At 41.4% G+C, this 24,164-nt stretch carries 21 protein-coding genes; 9 read left to right on the forward strand and 12 right to left on the reverse strand.

Annotated features, from left to right (window positions below; translation table 11 throughout):
* Positions 1–31: 31 nt before the first annotated feature.
* The 3 genes from QYC40_RS07985 to QYC40_RS07995 all read left to right on the forward strand — a co-directional run bounded on the left by QYC40_RS07985 (position 32) and on the right by QYC40_RS07995 (position 3,174).
* Positions 32–1,327 carry an acetylxylan esterase gene (locus tag QYC40_RS07985; protein WP_301993423.1) on the forward strand — a complete coding sequence of 432 codons (1,296 nt, stop codon included), beginning with the start codon at positions 32–34 and terminating at the stop codon, positions 1,325–1,327.
* A 167-nt stretch (positions 1,328–1,494) separates the two neighbouring features.
* Entirely contained in the window at positions 1,495–2,157 is a 663-nt protein-coding gene (locus QYC40_RS07990; protein WP_301993424.1) for a YceH family protein, read from the forward strand.
* A gap of 6 nt (positions 2,158–2,163) precedes the next feature.
* Positions 2,164–3,174: a YCF48-related protein gene (locus QYC40_RS07995; RefSeq protein ID WP_301993425.1), complete on the forward strand. Its 1,011-nt coding sequence runs from the start codon at positions 2,164–2,166 to the stop codon at positions 3,172–3,174.
* 192 nt (positions 3,175–3,366) lie between these two features.
* Here the strand turns inward: QYC40_RS07995 and QYC40_RS08000 are convergent, their stop codons facing one another.
* Together QYC40_RS08000 and QYC40_RS08005 are read right to left on the reverse strand one after the other, a co-directional pair.
* Positions 3,367–3,633 (reverse strand): hypothetical protein, encoded by a 267-nt coding sequence (locus QYC40_RS08000; RefSeq protein WP_301993426.1) that lies wholly within the window; start codon positions 3,631–3,633, stop codon positions 3,367–3,369.
* A gap of 528 nt (positions 3,634–4,161) precedes the next feature.
* Entirely contained in the window at positions 4,162–5,514 is a 1,353-nt protein-coding gene (locus QYC40_RS08005; protein ID WP_301993428.1) for a Gfo/Idh/MocA family protein, read from the reverse strand.
* Positions 5,515–5,587: 73 nt separating this feature from the next.
* On the opposite strand from QYC40_RS08005, the gene QYC40_RS08010 reads away from it, so the two are divergent.
* The 5 genes from QYC40_RS08010 (at position 5,588) to QYC40_RS08030 (ending at position 12,092) form a co-directional block, all read left to right on the forward strand.
* Positions 5,588–6,127, forward strand: a complete 540-nt coding sequence (locus QYC40_RS08010; protein WP_301993429.1) for a sigma-70 family RNA polymerase sigma factor — start codon at positions 5,588–5,590, stop codon at positions 6,125–6,127.
* Positions 6,128–6,192: 65 nt separating this feature from the next.
* Positions 6,193–6,351 (forward strand): hypothetical protein, encoded by a 159-nt coding sequence (locus tag QYC40_RS08015; RefSeq protein ID WP_301993430.1) that lies wholly within the window; start codon positions 6,193–6,195, stop codon positions 6,349–6,351.
* A 59-nt stretch (positions 6,352–6,410) separates the two neighbouring features.
* Positions 6,411–7,205: a FecR family protein gene (locus QYC40_RS08020; RefSeq protein WP_301993431.1), complete on the forward strand. Its 795-nt coding sequence runs from the start codon at positions 6,411–6,413 to the stop codon at positions 7,203–7,205.
* Between the two features lie 24 nt (positions 7,206–7,229).
* The gene (locus tag QYC40_RS08025; protein ID WP_301993432.1) at positions 7,230–10,580 is read left to right on the forward strand and encodes a SusC/RagA family TonB-linked outer membrane protein; all 3,351 of its coding nucleotides are present in this window, start codon (positions 7,230–7,232) and stop codon (positions 10,578–10,580) included.
* A gap of 12 nt (positions 10,581–10,592) precedes the next feature.
* Positions 10,593–12,092: a SusD/RagB family nutrient-binding outer membrane lipoprotein gene (locus QYC40_RS08030; protein ID WP_301993433.1), complete on the forward strand. Its 1,500-nt coding sequence runs from the start codon at positions 10,593–10,595 to the stop codon at positions 12,090–12,092.
* A gap of 67 nt (positions 12,093–12,159) precedes the next feature.
* On the opposite strand, the gene QYC40_RS08035 is transcribed toward QYC40_RS08030, so the two are convergent.
* The gene (locus tag QYC40_RS08035; protein WP_301993434.1) at positions 12,160–14,067 is read right to left on the reverse strand and encodes an FG-GAP-like repeat-containing protein; all 1,908 of its coding nucleotides are present in this window, start codon (positions 14,065–14,067) and stop codon (positions 12,160–12,162) included.
* A 205-nt stretch (positions 14,068–14,272) separates the two neighbouring features.
* On the opposite strand from QYC40_RS08035, the gene QYC40_RS08040 reads away from it, so the two are divergent.
* Positions 14,273–14,722 (forward strand): hypothetical protein, encoded by a 450-nt coding sequence (locus QYC40_RS08040; RefSeq protein ID WP_301993435.1) that lies wholly within the window; start codon positions 14,273–14,275, stop codon positions 14,720–14,722.
* A 578-nt stretch (positions 14,723–15,300) separates the two neighbouring features.
* On the opposite strand, the gene QYC40_RS08045 is transcribed toward QYC40_RS08040, so the two are convergent.
* The 9 genes from QYC40_RS08045 to QYC40_RS08085 form a co-directional block, all read right to left on the reverse strand.
* Positions 15,301–16,368, reverse strand: a complete 1,068-nt coding sequence (locus QYC40_RS08045; RefSeq protein ID WP_301993436.1) for a TlpA disulfide reductase family protein — start codon at positions 16,366–16,368, stop codon at positions 15,301–15,303.
* A gap of 302 nt (positions 16,369–16,670) precedes the next feature.
* A complete protein-coding gene (locus QYC40_RS08050; RefSeq protein WP_301993438.1) occupies positions 16,671–17,021 on the reverse strand; it encodes a DUF4870 domain-containing protein in 351 nt (116 codons plus the stop codon).
* A 122-nt stretch (positions 17,022–17,143) separates the two neighbouring features.
* Positions 17,144–18,427, reverse strand: coding sequence for a pitrilysin family protein (locus tag QYC40_RS08055; RefSeq protein WP_301993440.1), 1,284 nt, complete (start codon positions 18,425–18,427; stop codon positions 17,144–17,146).
* 1 nt (position 18,428) lies between these two features.
* Positions 18,429–19,673, reverse strand: coding sequence for a pitrilysin family protein (locus tag QYC40_RS08060; protein WP_301993441.1), 1,245 nt, complete (start codon positions 19,671–19,673; stop codon positions 18,429–18,431).
* A 17-nt stretch (positions 19,674–19,690) separates the two neighbouring features.
* Complete coding sequence (gene hemF, locus QYC40_RS08065) at positions 19,691–20,590, reverse strand: oxygen-dependent coproporphyrinogen oxidase (protein WP_301993442.1); 900 nt, start codon at positions 20,588–20,590, stop codon at positions 19,691–19,693.
* Positions 20,591–21,598 carry an NAD(P)H-dependent glycerol-3-phosphate dehydrogenase gene (locus QYC40_RS08070; RefSeq protein WP_301993443.1) on the reverse strand — a complete coding sequence of 336 codons (1,008 nt, stop codon included), beginning with the start codon at positions 21,596–21,598 and terminating at the stop codon, positions 20,591–20,593. It abuts the gene before it with no gap.
* 79 nt (positions 21,599–21,677) lie between these two features.
* Entirely contained in the window at positions 21,678–22,214 is a 537-nt protein-coding gene (locus QYC40_RS08075; protein ID WP_301993444.1) for a YfiT family bacillithiol transferase, read from the reverse strand.
* A gap of 87 nt (positions 22,215–22,301) precedes the next feature.
* Positions 22,302–23,318, reverse strand: a complete 1,017-nt coding sequence (locus QYC40_RS08080; RefSeq protein ID WP_301993445.1) for a hypothetical protein — start codon at positions 23,316–23,318, stop codon at positions 22,302–22,304.
* A gap of 160 nt (positions 23,319–23,478) precedes the next feature.
* The gene (locus tag QYC40_RS08085; RefSeq protein ID WP_301993446.1) at positions 23,479–23,883 is read right to left on the reverse strand and encodes a hypothetical protein; all 405 of its coding nucleotides are present in this window, start codon (positions 23,881–23,883) and stop codon (positions 23,479–23,481) included.
* Between the last annotated feature and the right edge of the window lie 281 nt (positions 23,884–24,164).

The raw sequence follows: 24,164 nt of genomic DNA on the forward strand, positions 1-24,164 counted from the left end.
TAAACTCTAAACCATGTACATTAATTCAGGAATGAGATTTCTACTGTCCCTGCTTGTGCTTGTATGCTTATGGAATTTTGGCTTTGCGCAATCAAGAAGCAACCAGCTGATCCAAGTATTAGTCACACCGAACAAAGCAGATTGGACCTATGCCAACAATGAAGAAATAAGCTTTAAAGTATCTATCGTCAAGCACCAAGTACCTATTAAAGATGCTGATGTAAGCTATACCATCGGCTGGGAAAAAATGGAACCTTTGCAGTCGGGAAATTTGAAAGTCAACGGGTCGGAAGTTTCAGTTGGCAAACCCCTAAGGGGCGACAAGCCGGGCTTTATTCGCTGTGAGGTTAAATATAAGTATGACGGGCAAGAGTATAGGGGAATTGCCACTGCAGCCATTAGTCCGGATAAAATACAACCGACACAAACGCTCCCAAATGATTTCATGGCGTTTTGGAACAAAGAAATCGACGCATTAAAAAGTATCGCTTTAGATCCGAAAATGACCCTGCTTCCGGAGCTTTCAACCGCTACGGTAGATGTTTACCATGTCAACTTCTCGAATATAAACGGCAGCCGAGTTTACGGCATTTTGTCCAAGCCAAAAAAAGCTGGAAAATACCCTGCAGTATTACAGGTGCCGGGAGCCGGCATCCGCCCTTATGCTGGTCTGGTGTCTGTAGCTGAAAAAGGCTTAGTGACGCTTCAAATCGGTATACATGGAATTCCTGTAACCCATGAGCTCGAATTATATAACTCGCTATCCGCAGGCGCATTAAGAAGTTATCCTTTCTTCAATCTAGACGATAAGGATCAGTATTATTATAAGCGTGTTTACCTTGGTTGTATCCGCGCGGTCGATTTCCTAACGCAATTAGATGACGTCGATAAAAACAATTTAACCGTATGGGGCGGTAGTCAAGGAGGTGCCTTATCTATCATTACCGCAGGTCTGGACAAGCGTATCAAACATTTGGTAGCCTTGTATCCAGCGCTAAGCGATGTAACCGGATATCTGCACAACCGTGCCGGTGGATGGCCGCATATGTTCAATAAACAGAATGCTCCTTTTATGGCGACAGATGCGAAGATTAAAAACTCAGCATATTATGATGTCGTAAATTTCGCAAGGCAAGTGAAAGTTCCTGGATTCTACACCTGGGGATATAACGATGAAACCTGTCCTCCTACCTCTTATTATGCTGCATATAATTTAATCAATGCTCCTCGGGAACTTTATCTGGTACAAGAAACGGGACACTGGACTTTTCAAGAACAACAAGATAAGATACTAAACTGGGTTTTAGAAAAAGCGAAAGTAAAATAGGAAGATGCTAAGGAATACCATAATTGGTAAAACTAAGACTTCTAGAAACGTGAAAGATTGCCCAGGTCCTAAAAACCTGGGCATCTTCTTTTTTAGTATCCTAGGCTTCGAAATTTTGTGAATTAGCAGAAAACTGTATATTTAGAATCCCAAGAGAATTTTCAAAAATGGAAGAGATCAAACAAATCCCGGAATTAACAGCAGAAGAAATAAGAGTTTTAGGATCCTTAATAGAAAAATCTAAAACCACTCCAGAATACTATCCGATGACGCTAAATGGATTGCAGACTGCCTGCAACCAGAAGACCTCTAGAAAGCCCGTCGTTCAATACGATGAAGGCACTGTGATTGCCGCCCTCGACAGCCTGAAAAGAAAAGGATTAATATCTACGGTTGTTGGCGGAGGCAGCCGAGTGACCAAATACAAGCATAATCTAGCGATTCAATTTCCCTTATTACCGCAAGAAGTAGCGGTTTTATGTTTGCTATTTTTGCGAGGCCCTATGACCGGCGGAGAGATTAACAGCAATTCAGGAAGGCTTTACGATTTTGAATCGCTGGATGATGTTCAAGAACTGCTCAATAAACTTGCCGACGAGGAGCCTAAATACATACAGCAATTGTCAAAACGTCCAGGACAGAAGGAAGCACGCTATGTACATTTATTCAGTCCATTTGACGAAGCAAGCTTTGACGATACGTCCAACTCGAGCGACACGCCAGCAGCTTCTAATCGGATTGCGGCTTTGGAAGAACGCGTAGAAACGTTGGAGGATCAGCTGAGCAAATTGCAAACGGCATTCGATAAACTAATGGAAGAACTAACTTAAGCGATAATGAAAAAGCTTCTTATTACGGCGCTATTTGCGTCTAGCCTTTTAGCCGCTGAAGCCCAACATTTTCATAATCTGGTTAACGACATCCCGTCGAGTTTTAGGGGATTGGAAACTTATAAGGAAAATGTAGTTTGGGTAAGTGGCAGTAAAGGTACCGTCGGCAAATCTACCGATGCCGGTAAGACCTGGACTTGGGTGAATCCAAAAGGTTATGAAAATATGGACTTTCGGGATATTGAAGTGTTTTCAGCTAAGGACGCCGTAGTCGTCAGTGCGGGTAGTCCGGCTGTTGTATTACGAACTTCGGATGGCGGAATGACCTGGAAAGTAGTTTATAGAGATGATCGCGCTGAGATCTTTTTAGACGGTATGGATTTTAATGGCAAGACAGGATTTATTTATGGCGACCCTATCGATGGATCTTTCCAGCTTTTAAAATCTACAGATAAAGGAAAATCATGGAAAGACGTTAGCAAGCATATTTTTCTATTGGCTGAAGAAGGCGAAGCTGGTTTTGCCGCAAGTGGATCCGGTATTCAAGTATTTCCAAATATCGTTTATATAGCCTCTGGTGGCAGATACAGTTCTTTCTACAAACGGAATGAAAAAGAAAATAGTTTAGATGTCGTCGATGTTCCGATTTGGTCTGGAGAGGCATCCACCGGCGTATTCGCTCTAGATTTTTGGGATCAGAACACTGGGGTTTTGGTGGGTGGAAATTATACCATGGATAAGGACAATAGAAACAATATTTTGTTAACGACGAATGCTGGCCGTTCTTGGACTAAGCCCAGCATCCCCGTTGCTGGATATCGTTCCAGCGTAAAGTATATTAACAGGAATGTTTTAGTCGCTACAGGAACTTCGGGAACCGATTTATCGGTTGATGCCGGACAAACCTGGAGAACGATATCGGAAGCAAGTTTTAACGTGATAGCAAAGACGAAGTCTGGAAAATACATTTATTTGGCAGGCAGCAATGGTAATATTGAGCAGCTGCGCATCGATTAACGTCAAAACCTTTCATGTTTCAGTTGAAGCAGCAACAAGGATAAAAGTTCTTTTTTGCGTTGAAAAGTTGAAATTTTCAGAAAAAAAAATGGCCACGATAAACTAGGGCAAGTTTGTTCGTGGCCATTAAAATCCATTGTTGTTAATCGTTGTTTTAGGAAGAGAGAATAACAGGATTTTTATGCTCAGATATTACCACAAAATTGATTTTTCAATATTTTCCACCTCCCATTCTTGCTTTACTTCGCCATCGTTGTCGGTTGGAGCAACAACAGCAGAAGCTGTCGCTATACTGTCCTCCATCGGTAGTACGTCTAGAGTAATGCGTGGAGCAACATAGCGCTGTCTTTTCATTTCGAGCGTTGTACCCTCGAACAAGTTGTTCAATAGACTCTTGCTGTAGCTGAAACCCGCTTCTGCATCAGCGGAGAGGTTCAACAAATTCTTATTATTTTTCATACCTTAAATATAGTCGTCTTCACTAGCGAACACTAAAAATGTGTTACCGTTGCTTTACACAAATGTTATACTATTTTAATATTAAGAGAATGACATTAGTCACTAATATAGGCTGGCCATATCAGATTACCGCTTATCGACACTAAATTTTAAATATTAGGGTATTTTATAAATTATTAAACTATATTTATTCGAATTTTAGTAGATATCCCGCTACTAGCGATTCCTAGATTAGTCATCCGCATCATTGAAAAGAAGCGCGTTTAGCCAATATTAGTATGGCAAAGCTTGATATTGGAGTCAATATTATTCGATATGCACTAATAATTGGTTACATAGGAAACTATGATATCTATAATGGAAAATAATTAATCCTATTAGGATTATAAATTACTATAAGTTGTACTTTTAATAATTAAAAATTGTGAGATCAGTGATTTACCCTTATATCCGATGCCGTGTTATTCATTAGTCAGAAATTCTCCCATATCTGTGTAAAAACAATGTTTGCCATCAGCATACAATCCATTAGCGATATGGATGTACCCAGTTGGGTCTATATGTTCTTCTTAACAGATGTGTCGCTTCCTCATCACCTATGCACACTTTTTGTATTGGATCATATTGAACTGCTCGTCCTAATTGCATCGAGACATTAGCAAGAATGCAAGATGCTGTAGAAATATGCCCTTGCTCGATATCAGCAATCGGAAGGTGGTCCTCCTCTATCGCCGACAACAGGTTTTTCATGTGCTGTCTGGTTGCGGGAGCTGAATTCAACTCAATACGCGGCTCCGTCAGATCCTCAGGAAATGCTTCTTTTTCGAGCACAACATCCTTCCTAATCTTCTCTCCTTTTATAGGTGTGAACTCATATTTTAAGGTGCTTCCTTTCAGTGTTCCTTTGTCGCCATAAAGTATAAATGCCCAAGGGAACTCCGGATCGGTTGGTCGCCCCCAAGTCCGATGCTGCCATACACAGTTCAAGTTATCATATTCAAATATCGCAGTCTGCGTATCGGCAATATTAGCTTTTCCCTCCTTCTGCACATAAATTCCGCCATTCGCATGTATTCGCTTTGGCCATCCTAAGCCTAGCATCCATCGAACAGTATCAAACATATGCACGCACATATCACCGGTTATACCATTACCATACTCCATAAACGATCGCCACCATCCTCCGTGGGGAAGATTATCATAGGGCCGTAATGGAGCGGGACCCGTCCATAATTCGTAATCCAGAAAGTCAGGCACGGGTTTGACATCCGGATTTGAATTGTTGCGCATATGATAATAGCAGCACATCTCTACATGGGAGATATTCCCGAGCAAGCCCTTATCCACTATTTGTTCCTTAGCTTCGATCATATGTTCTGTGCTTCTTCGTTGCGTTCCGATCTGAACTTTTCGATTCAAGCGTCGCGCCGTTGCTAGAATAGCTTCGCCTTCTAAAACATCTACAGAGATGGGCTTTTGCAAATAAACATGAGCGCCAGCCTCCATCGCCGCGATAGCCTGCAGCGCATGCCAATGATCGGGCGTCCCTATCAAAATGAGGTCAAATCGATGTGCAGACAGCATCTCTCGGTAATCGCGATAGGTTTTAGGAGTATTTTTTGATTTCTGCCGTTCACTAATCAGCCGAGCTGCCTCCTCCAGATGTTTGCTGTCTACATCACAGACCGCCAATACCTCCACATCACGCACCTGCAATAAGCGGAACAAGTCGCTCTTCCCATACCATCCAGCGCCAATTAGCCCCACCTTATTAACAGCTTTGAGGGTATCTCCTTTAAGCATGCTTGGCAATGCAGAAAGACTGAGAAAGGCTGAGCCAGCAACAATGAAATCACGACGATTTAGATTCAAGTTGTTCATAGGAAAAGGTTTATCGATTATTCTAATATAATTAAAATTAACTACATTAGCATACGTATTACCACGCCTAATTATGTTTACCAACCAACGCTTTGACTCCCGTGAGTTTGAAAGACTATTCCAGCAATGGAATAGAAAGGTGTATCATTACGCGTTTTCCAAAACCAAATCAACCTATATCGCCGAGGAGACTGTACAGCGTGTGTTCATTAAATTATGGCAAAACATAACTCAGAAAAACGTTTCTAGCCCCATCGATTCGCAAGTTTTTACCATTACCCGTACAACCCTGCTGGATATTTTAAAGGAGGAATACCGACGAAAGCATGCTATGGAACGCTTTCCACAGGCACCCCACGCCCCGCATGGGCTGGCTGAGCTCGAAAGGAAAGAAACCGAAGGCAAAGTCGAGGAGCTTATTAATCAACTGCCCCATATGCGGAAGCTTGTATTTAAGTTGAGCAGATTTGAGCAGCTCAACTATAAGGAGATTGGCGAAAGACTCCATATTTCGCCTCGCACAGTAGAAAACCATATCGCACTCGCACTAAAAACCCTCCGTAAATCCTTTTCTAATTTCCTCATCCTCTTTATTCTATTGCGTTTGTTATAGCATAACTAAAAAAATATCACTCGTTCTTAGGGGTACTTTGAGTTTCAGTCGTATTAATCATAGTTATGACACGAGACCAATTTGAAAAATACCTCCAAGGCAAATGTAATGAGCAAGAAACGGCTGCGATAGAACGTTTCTTGCAAGAGAAAGAGATGAATTTCTTTCAGCTTCCGATTGGAATTTGGCGCATGATACGCATTACACGCAAGAAGATCAACTAAAGTCCAAGATACGTTCAAGAATAGAATTCCAAAGGCATAGGAGCAAGCGTTATGTTGTCATGATCAGCACCGCGGTTGCTGCTGTGCTTCTAATTATTATGGGCGTCGTGAACCCACTATATCAAGATAAGGCTCCTACGCTCCCACTTGTTCAAGAACACGCAAAAACTAATGTGCCTACCGCCCCACTGGTCGGAAACCTCTTTTACATTAACTCAACGAACCAAGACATGGAGATCTATTGCAGCGACAGCTCCAAGATCTTGTTAGCGAAAGGTTCCGAAGTTCGCTTTGCCGAAGACTTCAGCGGACTGAAGGAACGGAAGATCGAACTGAAAGGCAAAGCAACCTTTCGAGTAACAAAAGATAAAAACCGGCCATTCCGCGTGTTCTCTGATAAATTGATAACGACTGCCCTCGGCACAACATTCTTAGTCGAAGAAATTTATGGACGCAAAACCCGGGTTCAACTGATTGAAGGTAAAATCGATGTTAAAGAACGCGATCGAAAGAGCGAAAAGCCTATCCAAAAGCTGTTTGAACAAACTGGAGAAATTGTCCTTGATCACCTGCAACAAAAGATTATTTCCGAGGTCAAAACGGTGAACAATCAATACGATCGTAAAGGATTTTACAAAGAAGAACATGGGAAGATTATCATTAAAAATATTCCAATAAAAGATTTATTAAATATTCTAGAGCACAATTTTAACATTAAGTTAAAGTCAGATTCTTACCTTGCGCCCAATTTCTATTTCAGTGGGACGTTCAAGGAAACCCCAGATGCCTATGCAGATATCATTAAAGAGATTAACTATTTGCACAAAACGGACATCGTCGTATTGAAAAATTAGAGTACAAACTAATATTGATTAATTATGAGTAATTATTTACACAAGAAAAAAGGAGTGCTAACGGCATTCCTACTCCACTTTTCTCGACCTAAGAGCACATGGGCACTGCACATGGCACTCTGCGGCGCAATGAGTATGAGTGTGCAAGTCGGAATGGCTCAAAGCAGCGCAAGCGTTAATGGTGTCGTGAGAGATGCTAATGGTAAAGCGGTAGAAGGTGTCACGGTTGTCATTCAAAATAGAGCGCAGTCGTTTAGACAGACCACCGTTACGGATGCGGCAGGAACGTTCAACTTCAGTCAGATACCTGATGGACAAGGCTATAGCTTTACCTTCAATTCCCTAGGATACAGCTCGAAAACATTAAGCGATTATAATATCAAGGGGAATGATAAAGTATCTTTATCCGTGACTTTAGAGTCTAGTGCTGAGAACCTGGAAGAGGTTGTAGTAACCGCTTTGGGTATCAAGCGCGACAAAAAAGCCTTGGGCTATACAGTTGCTGAGCTTAAGGGCGACGAGTTGACCAACGGTAAAGAGGCGAACGTAGCGAATGCGTTATCAGGCAAAGTGGCTGGCGTCCAAGTGAGCCGTGCCGCCTCGGGTGCTGGTGGTTCGGCTAAAGTTGTTATCCGTGGAAACAATTCCCTGATTGGAAATAGCCAACCGCTATATGTTGTTGATGGTGTCCCTATTGACAACCAAAACATTTCTGCACCCTCTCAATGGGGAGGAACCGATTATGGCGATGGTATCGGAAATATAAACCCTGATGATATCGAAAGCATGTCGGTCTTAAAAGGGCCAAATGCCGCGGCACTTTATGGGCAGCGCGGTAGTAATGGTGTTATCCTGATCACGACGAAGTCGGGAAAGGCTGGCAAAACAAACTTTAATTTTAATTCTGATTATTCGATTGGGACAGGACTGGTATTACCTGATTTCCAAAATGAATATGGGCAGGGATTGAACGGAACCTTCACCCATTTCCGTAAAGACGATGGAACTATCGTCTCTATGGCGCAAGCCATTGCAAACAATTTCTCAGGGATTCCGAAAATGTCCGGCGGTCGCGATAGAACAACGCGCGCAAGTTGGGGAGCACGCATGGAAGGTCAGCAATATGAAGATATGTATGGAAATATCTTAGCGTTTAATCCAGCGTCAGACACTTATAAAAGCTTCTTCCAAACCGAAAAACAATGGGTGAATAACTTAAGTGTCGATGGTGGAAATGAAAAAGTAAACTACCGTTTCTCGTATGCAAACACGAATGTTGACGGATATATCCCGACGAATACATTAAACCGTAATAACTTCGGTCTTCGTTCGCAAGCAAAGATTACCGATAAGCTACATATTGATGTAAAAGCTAATTACATCATTCAACAGGCGGAGAATCGTCCCACAGTTTCTGATGCGGCGGATAACCCTGCATACTTATTCATTAGTCAGCCAAGAAGCTTAAGCAATAGCATTGCTTCAAGCTACAAATGGACAGCCGATGAGGTGAAAAAACAATTGGGCTTCTCTGGTGTGTATGAAGGATTGGAGAAGACCTATGCAACGAACAGTTCGACGGCTAACCCCTTCTGGACGATCAATGAAAACCATAATGAGGATCGTCGTGATCGATTGATCGGAATGTTAAGATTATCCTACGACGTGATGCCATGGTTAAAACTATCGGCTACTGGTGGAACGGATTTCTACACGGATCAACGCTTTAGATATCGTCCGATAAACACCTATCAAAGTTTAAATAAAAAAGGGGATATCCGCGAAGAGGTGATCCGCAGCAGAGAGGATAATTATGACTTCTTAGCAAGCTCTAACTTTGCAGCAAACGATGATATTAACTTAAGTTTCAACTTAGGAGCAAGTCATTTAAGCCGTTATCTTCGTTTAACAGGTAACTCCGGAAATCAGTTTATTGTTCCGAACCTTTACGTCATCAACAATACAACAACGAATACCTATCTTTTTGATTTAATCGAGTCGCAGATCAATTCGGCTTATATGTCGGGACAATTTGCTTTCCGCGATTATTGGTTTGTAGATTTCTCCGCACGTAATGACTGGTCTTCTACCCTATCGAAAAAGAATAATTCTTTCTTCTACCCTTCTGTAAGTAGCAGTTTGGTACTTAGCGATGCCTTCAACTGGAAATCATCGACTATGCCGTATGCTAAAATTAGAGCATCTTGGGCGCAGGCTGGTAGCTCGGGTAATCCATATCAATTGACTGGTGCTTATAGTCTGAATCAGTACACCCACGGCGGTATTCCGATGGCTTCTTATACCGAAATCATTCCTGACCCAGATCTAAAGAATGAGTTGACAACTTCCATTGAGGCTGGAGCAGACTTTAGATTCCTTTCTAGCAGATTGTCACTATCCTTTACCTATTACGAAGCACGTACGAAGAATCAGATCTTGGACGTCCCTATTTCACCATCGAGTTTGTATGTTAAAAATAGAATCAATGCGGGAGAAATCTCCAACAAGGGTTTCGAATTTGTCGTTTCGGGTACCCCTGTAAAAACGGAGAACTTCGAGTGGACCAGTCAATTCAACTTTAACAGAAACCGCAATAAAGTAGAATCGCTTTATCCAGGCGTTGAAACGTTCTTACTAGCGACGGATAGAGGGATCAACGTTGTTGCAGAAGTTGGAAAGCCTTTCGGTCAATTGATCGGTACGCAATTCGCGTGGATTAAAGATGATGCTGGCAATCGCTTGATCGACCCAAATACAGGCTTACCGCTACGCACATCAGGTCGTGTAGAAACAGATTTAGGGAATGCCCAACCAGATTGGATTGGTGGATTCTCTAATAACTTACGTTATAAAGGCTTCACATTACATGCATTGGTTGATATTCGTCAGGGCGGCATTATCTTCTCACAATCTAACCGTGAACAGATTATCTATGGTACATCAAAGAAAACTTTAGAGGGTCGCGATGGAACATATGTAGCTTCAGGTATGGTGGCTTCACAGAATGGAAATGGCCAATGGGTAAGTACTGGAGTTGAAAACAGCAAGCAGGTGAATGCGCAAGACTACTGGAACTTGGTAGCAAGTGATAAAGAAGTTATGGTTTCGGAAGAGATGATCAACGATATGAGCTATATCGCGATGCGTGAGATCAGCCTTTCATACAACCTTCCGAAAAGTTTTCTTCCACATAAAGCGGTGAAAAACTTAAAGCTTGGAATTTACGGTAGAAACCTATTCTATTTCCAACGCAAAACTGATGGTTTCTCGCCTGAATCAGCTTCATTTAATGTGCATAACTCATCGATTGGTATCGAATCAACTTCTCTTCCAATGATGCGCAACTTCGGAATTAACTTATCAATGGGCCTGTAAAAAAGAACAACAATGAAAACATTAAAACATATTACCTATATAAGCATCGGCGCCCTATTGATGACAACAGCGTCGTGTACAAAGGATTTCGAAAGAATAAACACGCCTCCGACTTCGGTAACTGAAGTTGATCCTTCACTATTGATGGCTCGCGTATTACGCGACGGTACTTTCCAAGAGTCCGGAGAACTTCCGAACACAAAATTCGGTTCATGGATTCAACATTGGGCAGGCGGACCGGTAGTTCCGGTTTCCCGATATTTTGAGGGTCCCGAAAACCTGATCTGGGCGCAACATTATCAGTTGTTTAGAAATATCGCACAGATTCGTGAAGAGCTTAGCGGCTTAGAAAACGATCCTGCAGGCAGAAGCAAACTAGCGATTGCGGATATCTATGAGGTATTCTTATTTCAACGTCTAACGGATCTATTTGGAGACATTCCTTTTTCAGAAATTACGAAATCAAGTACTCAAATCAATAGAACGCCAAAGTTCGACAAACAAGAGGATATCTATCCGGCTTTAATTCAAAGGTTAAACACCGCCTTAGGCAAATTAACAACGGGGGATGCGAGCTATGGCACTTCCGACTTCTTTTATTCTGGAAACATCGACAAGTGGAAGAAATTCGGGAACTCCTTAAAACTACGTCTTGGAATGCGCCTTCGCTATGCTAACACAAGCCTAGCGCAGCAGACCGTAACGGAAGCAATGGGTTCAAGCTATGGATTATTGAGCAGCAATGCTGATAACGCCGCGGTAGCAACATTCAACAATGCACAGGCGGAGAATCAGAATCCTATCCTCAGACAGTTAACCACCGGTAGTGCCGATCTACGGTATCTCGCAAACACCTTGGTCGATAAAATGAAAGAGTATAATGACCCTCGCCTTCCTTTATTAGCGGAGCCCGTTACGATTAATGGAAACAGCACCTATCAGGGTATCGGAGTTGCACTAACAGATAACCAGCTTTCACAACTGATCCGAGCAAATTACTCTACACCCAATAAGGCAACATACTTCAGTCAAAGTTTCACACCCATCCCTGTTTATGCTTTAACCTATTCAGATGTTTGTTTCTACAAAGCGGAAGCTGCCATTTTAGGATGGGGATTGAGCGCTGCTGATGTGCAAAGCAATTTCGTAAATGGCGTGAAAGCTGCGGCTGCACTGCCACCTTACAATCTTTCGACTCTTCCCGCAAGTTACGAGCAGAATGTGCTTGCATTAACAGGATTATCGAACGATCAGAAGATGGAGAAGATTGCGACCCAAAAATGGATTCATCTGTTTGGTCGTAATATGGAAGCATTTTCCGAATGGAGACGGACCGGATACCCTCGCTTAACAGCAGGTCCTAATCCTGGTTCGACAAACGGACAAATCCCGCGTCGCGCTATCTATTCCAGCGATGAGTCAGAATTGAATAAAGCAAATTATGACGAAGCCGTAGGAAGACTGAGCAACGGCGATTCCTTCCTTTCGAAAGTTTGGTGGGATAAACGATAATATAGATAAAAAAAAGCCGCTAGCGATCGCTAGCGGCTTTTTATTTATATTAATTCATAACGCTCATCTATCTAACCAAATACGTCTTGATGACGCCGTTATTTTCCGTAGGATTCCAACGGATCTGATCAGCTTTGCCATCGCCATTGATATCCTCGAAATAATAATTCGTTGATTCCTTCTGCGAGGTACCTCGCAGTGAATAAACCGGACTTTCAAATGTTGTGCTTGTGCCTAAGTAAATCTTCGGCTCTCCCAAGTTATTGGAAGCATTCCAATATATCTTATCGGCTTTACCATCGCCATTGACATCTGCAAAGTAGAACTTCGTACTTTCTAATCCGCTCGTTGCACCGGCATTCGAGTGGTCGACAGATTTTGTGAATGTCCCATCGCCATTGGAAAGAAAAACCATCGCTTTTCCGCTGTCTAAGCTCGCCTGCCAGCGTACTAAATCATATTTACCATCACCGTTAATATCTGCAAAATAATAATTAGTATTCACGGTGGTACTACCTACATTGGACGAACTTATCACGGTGCCAGAGAAATTACCGCCGCCAGTGGCAAGATAAACGCGAATATTTCCGCCGTCATGGGTAGAATTCCAATAGATTTTATCCGCCATTCCGTCGCCATTTACATCAGCAAAAAAGAACTTCGTTGTTGTGCCTGCAGATGTACCTTCAGGATTATCAATCGCCGTTGCTGAAAAACTACCATTGCTCGATGCTAAGTAAACCTGTGTTTTACCTGAAACCAAACCTTTATTCCAACGAATCAGATCGGCTCTCTTGTCGCCATTGACGTCGGCGAAATAATAATATGAATCTGCAGATGTACTTGCTGACGCGTCATGCACGACTGCAGTACTTTGGAACCCTCCGTTGCCATTTGCTAAATAAACTGAAACCTTGCCTCCGTTTGAGCCGGCATTCCAGCTAATCTTATCTTTCTTCCCATCGCCATTGATATCAGCGAAGAAGTATTGATTCTTTGCATCGCTGGAAGCTGCAGAAGCGTCTTGTTTTGAAGTGCCGAAAATTGCAGGAATATATCGTGCAAATACCGGAAAATGGTCGGATGGCCACATCGTCTTCCCATCCACCGTGTACTTATCTTTCACCACCTTATAGCTACGGAAGGCAAGATCGCGTGTACTCATAACATAGTCAATCTTTTTTGAGCCTACTCCGGTCCAGTTATGAAAGGTTGGGTCGCCTTGTGCTTCCATAAGCGCATCCACCATATTGAATCCATCCGCATTCTTTATTGTATTAATTTCCGTTGTACCTGGAATAGCATTAAAATCACCCATACAGATCACAGGACGACCTCCGTGGTTTGCTTTAATACAGTCTAATAAAATCTGAGCAAATTCTTTTCTATACTCCCCTGCATCAGCAGTGTGATACCAATGTGAGTTGATGACGAAGTATTCATTATTATTCTTCACATCTTTTAAAATCACCCATTTGGCACTAGAGATGATAGTCCCAGCAACGAACTCTTTGATCAAATGACCAGCATTGACTAAAGTAAACCTGCTCTTCTTATAAAAAATTGATTTAGGTGATCCGTTCGCAGCTCCAGTTTTGTAAACTGCATAGCCGGCTTGATCCATCGCAGAGTTTACATAATCCTCCACATCGTTGTTGGCCAACTCCTGTACCCCTAAGATATCTACCTCATTATCGTTCATTAGCGTAGTAAGCTTGCTCATTCGCTGAAGTTGGGTAAAAGGATCGGCGTTCGTAGGGTTTCTCAGATTAAAAGACATGACTGTAAAAGATTCCTCTAACACCAAAGGATTGGGATTAATTACATTTGGTTCTTCAGGCGTTGCAGGAGTCTCAACATCTTCTTTAGGTTGAACCGTATTTTTTTCACATCCCATGGTACAGAGCAATAAAGCTGTCGCCATTACTTTACATAATCCCTTCATTCCAAAGGCTTTCAATGGTGATTTTAGCATAATATAGTTTTGTTTTTTAATTGGCTTTAAAAATAGTATTTAAGATTATTAAAGATTATGAAACTAAATTATAAATATAATTGAATAGAAAAAACACTTTTATAATATATTTTAAGTCTATCTAGAGGCGACGAATATTTCAGGCTAAAACATTTTATAAAAACTCACGTTTAAAAAATATCAACTCGACATAAAATCTACGATCATGACGCTACAAGCACGTTTAGAAAATTTAGATAGAAAATTTGGATTTATTAACAACCCCGAGGACTTTGATTTTAACTTATCGCCGGAAAGGATAGCCTATAGAAATGAGGCATTAAGAACGAAAGACAGGGATTTATACACTGCTTATTTAGCAGATCATTTTCCTAATGAAATGGCGGCAGAGCTTAAGCGTTTCGATGAGCTACTTCCCAAGATACGACGTGTGAGTAAAGATGAGGCGGAAGACATTTTTCGTGCGAAAGGCATTAATCTGCTTCAGGCAGACTTCAGCGCAAAGGACGAAGACTCGATCTTCAAAATGCTTAGCGTCGCTGAGGAGGATTTGAATTGGCATTTAGAAGGAAGTGACACTGATGTATTGAACAGCAAGGCCAGACCGATTTCTGTTCTGAACAACCTCGATCAACTATGGCTGATAATCGATTAATTTTAACATTTAGATTATTAGTCTTTCGATATTAATTCAATATTAACCTTTAATTATAATAATAACAATAAATTATTGCTTAATTAAACATTTTACACTACTTTTACAAGGTATTCAATCGATTGCTGCAAGATTTGAAGACTTTCCCTACAAGTAACGAGTAAAACGCCGTTATGGGTATTCACGAAAGAGTAAACAAAACCTCTCAAACAATACCTGTACAGATTTTAATTTATGCAGATGATCACGATATTTATTATTTCCATCATATTATTATTTCTTTACGTACTATTCAAAACAAAAGTTATATGTTTTCATGTATGGACAAGCCGCATCGATAGCAGAGGCAAAACGGTGCGATATTGTTCAAAATGCGGTCGGAAGGGTAAAAATGGGCCACTCATACCATAAACTTCATTCTTCAATTTAATTATTATTCGCCTTTGATCAAGGCGAGTGATTTATTGTATTGGATGCGTTCCATTTCAAAAAGGGTTATAGAAAACCCTGCAGAAGCTAATGCCCTCCGAATATATTGAGAGGATGGTATTCAGACATCTATTTATCCGAATGATAATCTAGTTCAATAATTTTGAAAGTGTGATTTGTAAAGAATCTCCACGGAGGTTTTTCTCTACAATTGTTCCGTTATTATCAATCAATATGTTTTGTGGAATTGCAATGATGCCATATTCAACTGCAGCAGCGCACTGTAATCCTTGCAGGTCCGAAACATGTATCCACGGTAGATCATCATCTTTAATGGCCTTCAACCAATCTGCTTTCCTACTATCCAATGAAACTGCGTAGATCTCGAAACCCTTATCCTTAAATTCAGCATATGCTCGTTTAAGGTTGGGATTCTCTGCTCGACAAGGCCCACACCAAGACGACCAGAACTCCAGTAACACATACTTCCCTTTGACTTCAGAAAGCTTAATCAAATTGCCAGTACTATCTGCAAGATTGACTTCAATCATAGGCTTTCCAACCCCCGTTTTTTTCGCAATTTCCAATCTATTGGACATTTCGCGACCTTCTTCCGAATCCTTCGCCTTTTCACCAAGGGCCGCTAAAAATGGAGAAAATCGTTCTACGTCAATAATGTAAGATCGCGCTTTTACCACGTCAAACGCCACCATGGACTCAGGATTGCGCTTCACAAAGTCCAATTCGGCTAAATTAATCGCTGAACTCAGCTTTGCAACTGCAGCTAAATAGTCTTTCATTAATACACTGTCTTTCTTCGCTAGAACAGACCGATAGGTAGAAAAGACTGAATCCAATTCTTTGCGAGGACCGCCGATTTGTCCTTTTAATTGGACGGCCAAAGCTTGCTCAGCACCTGCAGAGACCTGCGCTTCCCGAATATCCTCATCGATTTCAATCAAGACGTTTCCAGGTTCCAAGTAAAACTCTAAATAAATATAGCGCTGATCCTTATCATCGGAGATGAATTGTAGAGTGGCTTTTTGTACAGCGGAAACTTGTCCTTTGATCGTAAAATTACCATCGACAATATTGGCCGTGTCGCTCAAATAATTTCCGTCATCCCCAGCATAGCCCAAACAAATTTTCGAGCGCCCCTCCGAGTGTTTTACTTTTCCTTTGACTATAAATTCTGCGGCGAACGCCGGTATACACATAGCACACGCGATTGCTATAGAGAAAAACTTTAAATAATTCATATTTGTCGATTGCTTTAGGCTATAAAGACTCAACCCCTTAATAGTTAATCTAATATAAAGACTAAACAACTATCATAAAACCAAAAATATGTTAAATAACATTCAATTTATTATACCCACACAAACATTCTTTCTCAAACTCCAATGCTTCAAACTAGATTTGCCGCCCAAGCATCGTTGCGAACGCAAAGGATAAAAAAAGCCCTCTAATAAATTAGAGAGCTTTTGACAACAATATTAAGAGTATAAAATTAGTCTTATTATATTCCTTTAAACCAATCCTGGAACATCGGTCCCACGACCGGTACAGGGTTTGTTTTTCCACTAATGGCACCTAAAATCCCGATAATCCAAAGGACGAAAAGTACCGCGAAAAGTACATAACCGATAATGGCACCTACTGCTGGAATGAAGTTCAATACCCCACTAAGAATCCCGATTACTAACAGACCCAGATTCTGGCGAATGTGAAATTTAACAAAAGGATCTTGCTTGTCCTTATTCATGATAAAGGCTACTAAAAGCCCAATCCAAGTGATGTAAGCAATAATTCCAATTGTCTTGTTGTCTTGTAAACCGGCTGTGTTAACTTTTAAATCATTCTTCTCCATGATTAGCGATATTTTAATTTTGTAAATGTTGCACCATCCAGCTACGATCATGTATCTGATGGTATAACAAACATACAGCTAATCATAGGAGTTTTTTATCCCTGAAATCAGGGTTTTTTAACCTATTCCGACTCCTTACCTACAACAATCTTTAACATATCTTCATAACGCAGGTATTGTGAAGCGATAGTCCTTACCTCTTCCGCACTAATATGTTGGATAACATCCGTGTAATAGTGATAATAATCTAATGTCAACCCTGAAAAATAAACGGATTTAAACTTATCTACATGAGAAAATACCGATTCCAGACTACCCAACATGCTCCCGAGCATGTAGTTTCGAACCAGTTCCATCTCTTGATCAGGAACCAACTCTTCCTGCAAACGACCCATTTCCTTTTGTATCTCCGTCAGGGTATCTGCGGTATATTCCACGCCTACTTCTGTTGCGATCGTGATGAAACCAGCATAATTCAAATTCGCAACGGCGGATCCAATGCTATAGGTATAACCCTTCTCCTCACGGATATTGCTCATCAGGCGAGAGCCAAAGTATCCCCCCAGCAAAGTATTTGTAAATTGTAATGCGGGATAGTCCGGATGCACACGTTGTATGCTGCGCTTACCCAGGCGTATAGCCGACTGTAAAGCGGCTGGCTTGTCGATGAAGCTATAAACAGGTAAGATAGGTTCTAAAGCCGGAAAATCATGTTTTTGTATGACTTCGCTATTTGTCCACTGTTGCTCGAAATATAGCCTAAATTGTGCTAACACTTCAGCCGTAATATTGCCGGACAAGAATAAAGTCGCATTATTAGGCTGAATCTGTTTTTTGTAAAGCGCAATAACCTGCTCCCGATTTAATGCACTAAGCGACTCTTTGGTCAGGGAAATTCCATATCGTGTATTCGGAAATAGCTCATGGTAGAAACGCCTGCGAGCTAAGAAATCCGACTTTTCCATCGAAATCTGTAGATTCTGCTTATTATTTCGGATATAGGTGTTCAGCTCTTTTTCCGGAAAAATAGCGTCAGTTAATACGTCATGTACAATGGGCAATATGGCATCAACATGTTTCCTCAAGCTGTACAATGTTAAGGCATTGTGATCAAAACTATATTCAGGAACCAGATACGCCCCATAATAATCAATTTCTTCCGCTATGCGCGCGCTCGACAATTTCGAAGTACCCTCTTTCAACAGATTTCCTAATGCCACATTCGCAACGGGGTTCTCATTGCCTTCAAATATATTGCGGAATACAAATTCCGCTTTAATGAGCTCCTGTTCAGGGGCAGTAAATACGAACACTTTCAAGCCGTTCGCAAAATCATATTGCTCTGGCTGCTGGAGCGTAATCTCATCGATGGCATGCAATGCCGGTGCAAGTTCTCTATTGATCATATTATGCCGACTTTTGTGCATGGTAAAACAAAACAGATGAATTCTCTGGCCTAAATATCTCGTTCGCGACGCGCTGTATAGCTGGCGCATCCACCGCGATATACTTGGCTATCTCTTTATTATAATTATCGGCATCTCCCAATAGCTCGTAGAACGCCAAGTTCATGGCTTTATCTAAAATGGATAACTCGGCAAATACCAAAGTGGATTCAATCTTGTTCTTCACTTTGTTTAGCTCATAATCCGTAACCAACTCATTTTTAAGGTTATTTAATTCCTTCCAAATAGCCAATTCGGCCTCTTCCAGACTTATGCCCTCCGATGGCTTTCCTTCTAACATGAGTAGATTAGAATCGATGCTGCCCAGTATATAGCAATTGATTTCGGAGAACAAATGCTTTTCTTTCACTAAACTCCGATATAAGCGCGAAGAACTTCCTCTCGACAAAATATCAGTAATCAAATCAGCGGTTTGGTAATCCGGATGCAATCTGTCCACCGTGTGGAATGCCATATAGAGGCTGTCCACCGGCACTTCGGCATAGACCTCTTCCTTACGCGCAGCAATCTGTAGCGGCTCGGCAGGCAAGCTGCGTACAGGCTTCTTACCTCCCGGTATATCGCCAAACCACTTCTCTGCAAGTACTTTGACCTCCTCAGCCTTCACATCTCCGGTAACTACCATAATGGCATTGCTAGGCAAGTAATACTTGCTAAAGAAACTCTTTACATCGGCCAGTGTAGCTTCCTCAATATGTTTGATTTCCTTCCCGATAGTCGCCCAACGATAAGGGTGCTCTTTATAAGCCATCGGACGAAGCTTTAACCAAACATCGCCGTAAGGTTGGTTTAAATAACGCTGCTTAAACTCTTCAATGACCACCGATCGCTGTACTTCCAAACCTTGCTCATTGAAGGCCAGGCTCAGCATACGATCGCTTTCCAACCAGAAAGCAGTTTCCAGATTAGAAGCTGGCAACGTGATATAATAGTTCGTGATATCGTTGGACGTAAAAGCATTGTTCTCGCCTCCCACACGTTGCAAAGCCTGATCAAAACTTGGAATATGTACCGATCCACTAAACATCAAATGCTCAAATAAATGTGCAAAGCCCGTTTTATCGGGCTGCTCGTCTCTTGCGCCCACGTCATATAAAATATTGACGCACGCCATTGGACTATGTGGGTCTTCATGTACAAGTACACGCAACCCATTTTTTAAAATGAATCTTTCAAAAGATACCATGAAATCTGCTTTAAGTATTATTTTACCCAGGAAATGTCTTTCTTCAATAAAGAAAGCGTCTTTTCCTCCAAAGAACCCGCCTCGGTCTTGAAATTATAAAACCAGTTGGCTTGCTCCGGCAAACTCATCAAGATGGATTCTATACGTCCGTTGGTCTCTAAACCAAACTTCGTACCTGCATCGTATACGAGGTTGAATTCTACATAACGGCCGCGACGCAACAACTGCCAATTCTTTTCGCGCTCGGTATATTCCTGATGGCGATGTCTGTTGACGATTTCTGAATAAACCTTCGGAAATAAGCGTCCCAAATCACATGAAAAAGCGAATATTTCCTCCTCGGAAATCCCTGCTTTTTCCGAAGTTAGCTTATCATAAAAGATACCGCCCACTCCCCTTGTCTCTTCGCGATGTTTGATATAGAAATAATTGTCGGCCCAGGTTTTAAACTCCGGATAAAAAATAGGACTATATTTATCGCAGACGGATTTTAATTGTTCGTGAAAATATTGCGCATCTTCTTCGACAACATAGTGAGGTGTCAAATCGATACCACCGCCGAACCAACGAATTTGATCGTTAAGCTCAAAATAGCGAATATTCATATGGATGATAGGCACCCAGGGATTGTTTGGATGGATAACAATAGAGACTCCCGTTGCGAAGAATTGATCTTCTTCTACGCCAAAAGCTTTCTTAATGGGTGCTGGCAACTCGCCATGCACTGCCGAGAAATTGACACCACCTTTTTCCAAAATATCACCATGTTGGATTACGCGCGTGCGTCCGCCGCCGCCGCCATCGCGTTCCCAATTCTCTTCAACAAAAACCGAAACACCGTCTAACTCTTCTAGAGCCTGCGTAATTTCGTGCTGTATCTCTTTATATTTTTCAGCAATCTGCTCTTTTGTGATCATCTATGATAATTTATCTGCTAACTCTTTAACGGCCAATACAGCCGATTTATTCTTATATAAGATATCGTACACCGTATTACAAATAGGCATTTGCAAATGATGCCTATTAATAATATCCTGAATGCAATCTGAAGCAAAATAGCCTTCCGCTACCATGTTCATCTCCAGCTGTGCCGATTTTACACTGTAGCCCTTACCAATCATCGTTCCGAAGGTGCGGTTACGACTAAATTGAGAATAAGCCGTCACTAATAAGTCGCCTAAATATCCCGAGTTATTGATTTCGCGATCCTGAGGTGCTATCGCATCCACGAAATATTCCATTTCGCGAATAGCATTCGATATTAATACCGCCTGAAAATTATCGCCATAACCTAAACCATGACAGATACCCCCAGCCAATGCATAGATATTTTTGAGAACTGCCCCATATTCTACACCCGTGGCATCGTTAGAAATAACCGTTTTGATATAATGGGTTTGAAAAAACTGCGCAACAAAAGCTGCATTTGCCGTATTCTTTGAAGCAAAGGTTAAGTAGGATAATTTTTCCAATGAAACCTCCTCAGCATGGCAAGGTCCACCCACCACGATAACATCATCAACAGAAACGGAATAACGGTCCACAAGATATTCTCCAACGATTTCTTTTAGGGAAGGGATGATACCCTTAATTGCCGATACAATAATTTTTCCCTGCATATCTTCCACGGTAACATCTGCCAGCGCGTCTTCCAGATATGCTGCAGGGGTGTTCAGAATGATAATATCCGATTCTTGAATGACTTTTTTAGCGTCGATGAACAAGCTACTTTCAGGTAGCTTTATCTCAACAGCGCTTAAGTAGGAAGGATTATGTTGATAGGATTTAATATAATCGATGTCTTCTTCCTTGCGAACCCACCAATTGACTTGTTTATCTTTAGGGTTGTCGGTCAGCATCTTGATCATGGCGGTCGCCCAACTTCCACTACCAATTACACCGATACTCGTCTTTTGTTCACTCATTTCCTATAAATAAACAACAAAGATAGGCAATATATGCCTTTAGCACTAATGAAAAGCAAAATGGGCAGCTTGCGAAGCGCTAGTATTTTCCGGATTTCGCATTAATGATGTGCGCGAGATGATGATTGCAGTGCCATGCATAGACGCCAATATTCGTTCGTAAATCAATCAGCTCGCCAGTCTCAGGATGCCTGAAACTTCGATTAAGATCTTCGTCGGTCAAACTCGCCAAGAGGTGTGCCCATCGTTCGTGTATGCCATCCATTATCTTTAAAGAGCTTTCGATCGGGAAATCCTTGGAATCTGCCAGCGCCGCCCAAAGATCCTCTTGATAGGTTTTAATTGTAGGCGTATCTTCGGTTAAGGCTAGTTTGAAACGAACGAAACTATTGATATGGCTATCCGCACAATGATTGATCAATTGCGTAATTGTCCAGCCGTTTGGTCGGTAGGATCTATTGAAATCCTTTTTCGAAAGCGTAGCGATTTCATTACGTAAGCGTTCAGGAAACTTTCGAATACTTTCGATCCAAAGTGTTAAGGTCTGTTGATCAATATCTGTCGGCCGAATAAATTTACCGATTGGGTAGCGGAGTTTTTCAATTTCTAAACTCATGAGAATGAAAAAAAATGCACAATAGATCAATTCCTATTGAGCATTTCAATTTATTAAATATTCCCTAAAAATAAGAATGATTTACACTTAAAGCTTCATTCTATATATTAGCCCGAAAGAATAGAAATTCTCAAATTCAGGCTCCATCTTATCCTTATATCGATAAAAAGTCGGTCTATACTGGAAAGAGGCACTGATTCCTTTCGTCAATTCATAGGAAACCGGGAACCACAGCCCAAAAGATTGCGTGTTCATCCAATGCTGCTCATATATCCCCGGCTCGATACTCTTTGCGATCTTCGTCACATCATTACCTGGAGGAATGCGTCTTGATGCTAGCAAATTAAGCGTTTGCGGCACCATAGGGTCTGGAAGTCGAATAGTATACCCTCTACGATTGAAAACATAAGACAAACCATAGCCGAGGTGAAACCTTTGAATTCTATGGTTATTGGAAAGCGTAAATTGATAACTGAACTCCTTTTCCGATTTTCGTTCGAAAACAATAAACGGTGGCGGTAAGGGATAATTTGATAGTAAAAAGGATTGAGCCGAGAAATTGAGGTAGGTATTCTTTCGGTAAAAATGATTCAGGCCTAATCCGACACCAAAAAATCCTTCTTGTAACTCCTTATATCCGTAGGGATCCTTTCGATGAAACAAATTAACGAAGGGCATCTCCACTTGAAATTCCCATCTACCTTTCAGTTGGTTCTTTTCAAAAGTATAATATCCTTTTTTCGTATTGCTGGAATCTAGATAAATATGGGAAGGATAGGTAAAGCGCTTCGGATTCGTTAAATCCACCAACATACCAAGACCGAACTTCAGCGGGATATTACTCCAAAAAGCAAAGGAATGCTTTTTATTGACAATGTAGGTCCGCATGCTTGAATCTTGCAACACGGAAAACTGCATGGTATCTTTTTTACGTTTAACCTCAAATGAAGCGACATGATCGACCGTTTCTACCGAACCCTCATTATAAATAACGGTAGCAGCACGCTCCGTATGAACATTCACTTTCTTGTAAGGACCATTGAATACGCTCGCACAGGAACTAAACAAAAGCACAATTAGTGCAAAAACAAAAAACATCCGCATATCAAAAAGCAAAGATGTTAAATGAAACAAACGATAACCATCGACCCTAGTTAAAAACAATTTCCCGAAAATAGAAAATTATTACAAACAATCGGTTATGGTAATATTATTTCTCAATTAAAAACGGGCGCGCCTTTTCTCCATTGATCGATAGGAAGAACTATCTCGCTAGTCGGGCACCTAAGAAAGCCATGGGAAGGTAAGCGAGCCCCAAATCAAGAATCGTAAACCACAAAGGCGATGGAACCATAAACATCATGGAAATACCTCCAAAGAGGAAGAAAAAGCCAATAATCATTGCATAAAGCATTTTCGGTCCGGCACAAATTTTAGCGGCAACAAAAGCTCCGAACAACGTTCCTAAGGCATGCGCCAAGAAGGGCATTAAAAAATGTTTAGGCTCGAACAAGTGTAAGCCAGCTTTTAAGCCTTCCGCCGTCATCACATCGACTCCTGCTGGCGGCGGAATCAGGGATGGACCAACCTGTATAATCCCACCATTTACTAAGCTGCCCACGAGCAGTCCAAGCACAATTGCCAAAACATTTTTTAAAATTGGATGCATAAATTTCATGTATTAGGTTTGTCAGGTAAAAATAAGGAAATAGTTTAAAGCAAGGCAAAAGGATCCAAAAAGAAAACTGGTATAAGTGATAGCCAAACCAAACCCATTGTAGAACCCAATCAAACCCGCTCTGAAGCGCTCATGAAAGGGTTATACATTGGGTTTGAAAGGGCTTTGAAAGGGAACTATGCCGAAGAAGCCTGCTCAACGAATTGAGGAAGAGCAATTGTAAATTAAAGGAATGAAACTCCTTGTTGGGCGATAGATAAAAACAGTATCAA

Source organism: Sphingobacterium sp. BN32, assembly GCF_030503615.1.
Classification (GTDB): Bacteria; Bacteroidota; Bacteroidia; order Sphingobacteriales; family Sphingobacteriaceae; genus Sphingobacterium.

Excerpts from the sequence above, each read along its gene's own strand:
- QYC40_RS07985 (WP_301993423.1), top strand. The coding sequence starts at position 32 with ATGAGATTTCTACTGTCCCTGCTTGTGCTTGTATGCTTATGGAATTTT.
- QYC40_RS07990 (WP_301993424.1), top strand. The coding sequence starts at position 1,495 with ATGGAAGAGATCAAACAAATCCCGGAATTAACAGCAGAAGAAATAAGA.
- QYC40_RS07995 (WP_301993425.1), top strand. The coding sequence starts at position 2,164 with ATGAAAAAGCTTCTTATTACGGCGCTATTTGCGTCTAGCCTTTTAGCC.
- QYC40_RS08000 (WP_301993426.1), bottom strand. The coding sequence starts at position 3,633 with ATGAAAAATAATAAGAATTTGTTGAACCTCTCCGCTGATGCAGAAGCG.
- QYC40_RS08005 (WP_301993428.1), bottom strand. The coding sequence starts at position 5,514 with ATGAACAACTTGAATCTAAATCGTCGTGATTTCATTGTTGCTGGCTCA.
- QYC40_RS08010 (WP_301993429.1), top strand. The coding sequence starts at position 5,588 with ATGTTTACCAACCAACGCTTTGACTCCCGTGAGTTTGAAAGACTATTC.
- QYC40_RS08015 (WP_301993430.1), top strand. The coding sequence starts at position 6,193 with ATGACACGAGACCAATTTGAAAAATACCTCCAAGGCAAATGTAATGAG.
- QYC40_RS08020 (WP_301993431.1), top strand. The coding sequence starts at position 6,411 with ATGATCAGCACCGCGGTTGCTGCTGTGCTTCTAATTATTATGGGCGTC.
- QYC40_RS08025 (WP_301993432.1), top strand. The coding sequence starts at position 7,230 with ATGAGTAATTATTTACACAAGAAAAAAGGAGTGCTAACGGCATTCCTA.
- QYC40_RS08030 (WP_301993433.1), top strand. The coding sequence starts at position 10,593 with ATGAAAACATTAAAACATATTACCTATATAAGCATCGGCGCCCTATTG.
- QYC40_RS08035 (WP_301993434.1), bottom strand. The coding sequence starts at position 14,067 with ATGCTAAAATCACCATTGAAAGCCTTTGGAATGAAGGGATTATGTAAA.
- QYC40_RS08040 (WP_301993435.1), top strand. The coding sequence starts at position 14,273 with ATGACGCTACAAGCACGTTTAGAAAATTTAGATAGAAAATTTGGATTT.
- QYC40_RS08045 (WP_301993436.1), bottom strand. The coding sequence starts at position 16,368 with ATGTGTATACCGGCGTTCGCCGCAGAATTTATAGTCAAAGGAAAAGTA.
- QYC40_RS08050 (WP_301993438.1), bottom strand. The coding sequence starts at position 17,021 with ATGGAGAAGAATGATTTAAAAGTTAACACAGCCGGTTTACAAGACAAC.
- QYC40_RS08055 (WP_301993440.1), bottom strand. The coding sequence starts at position 18,427 with ATGATCAATAGAGAACTTGCACCGGCATTGCATGCCATCGATGAGATT.
- QYC40_RS08060 (WP_301993441.1), bottom strand. The coding sequence starts at position 19,673 with ATGGTATCTTTTGAAAGATTCATTTTAAAAAATGGGTTGCGTGTACTT.
- hemF (WP_301993442.1), bottom strand. The coding sequence starts at position 20,590 with ATGATCACAAAAGAGCAGATTGCTGAAAAATATAAAGAGATACAGCAC.
- QYC40_RS08070 (WP_301993443.1), bottom strand. The coding sequence starts at position 21,598 with ATGAGTGAACAAAAGACGAGTATCGGTGTAATTGGTAGTGGAAGTTGG.
- QYC40_RS08075 (WP_301993444.1), bottom strand. The coding sequence starts at position 22,214 with ATGAGTTTAGAAATTGAAAAACTCCGCTACCCAATCGGTAAATTTATT.
- QYC40_RS08080 (WP_301993445.1), bottom strand. The coding sequence starts at position 23,318 with ATGCGGATGTTTTTTGTTTTTGCACTAATTGTGCTTTTGTTTAGTTCC.
- QYC40_RS08085 (WP_301993446.1), bottom strand. The coding sequence starts at position 23,883 with ATGCATCCAATTTTAAAAAATGTTTTGGCAATTGTGCTTGGACTGCTC.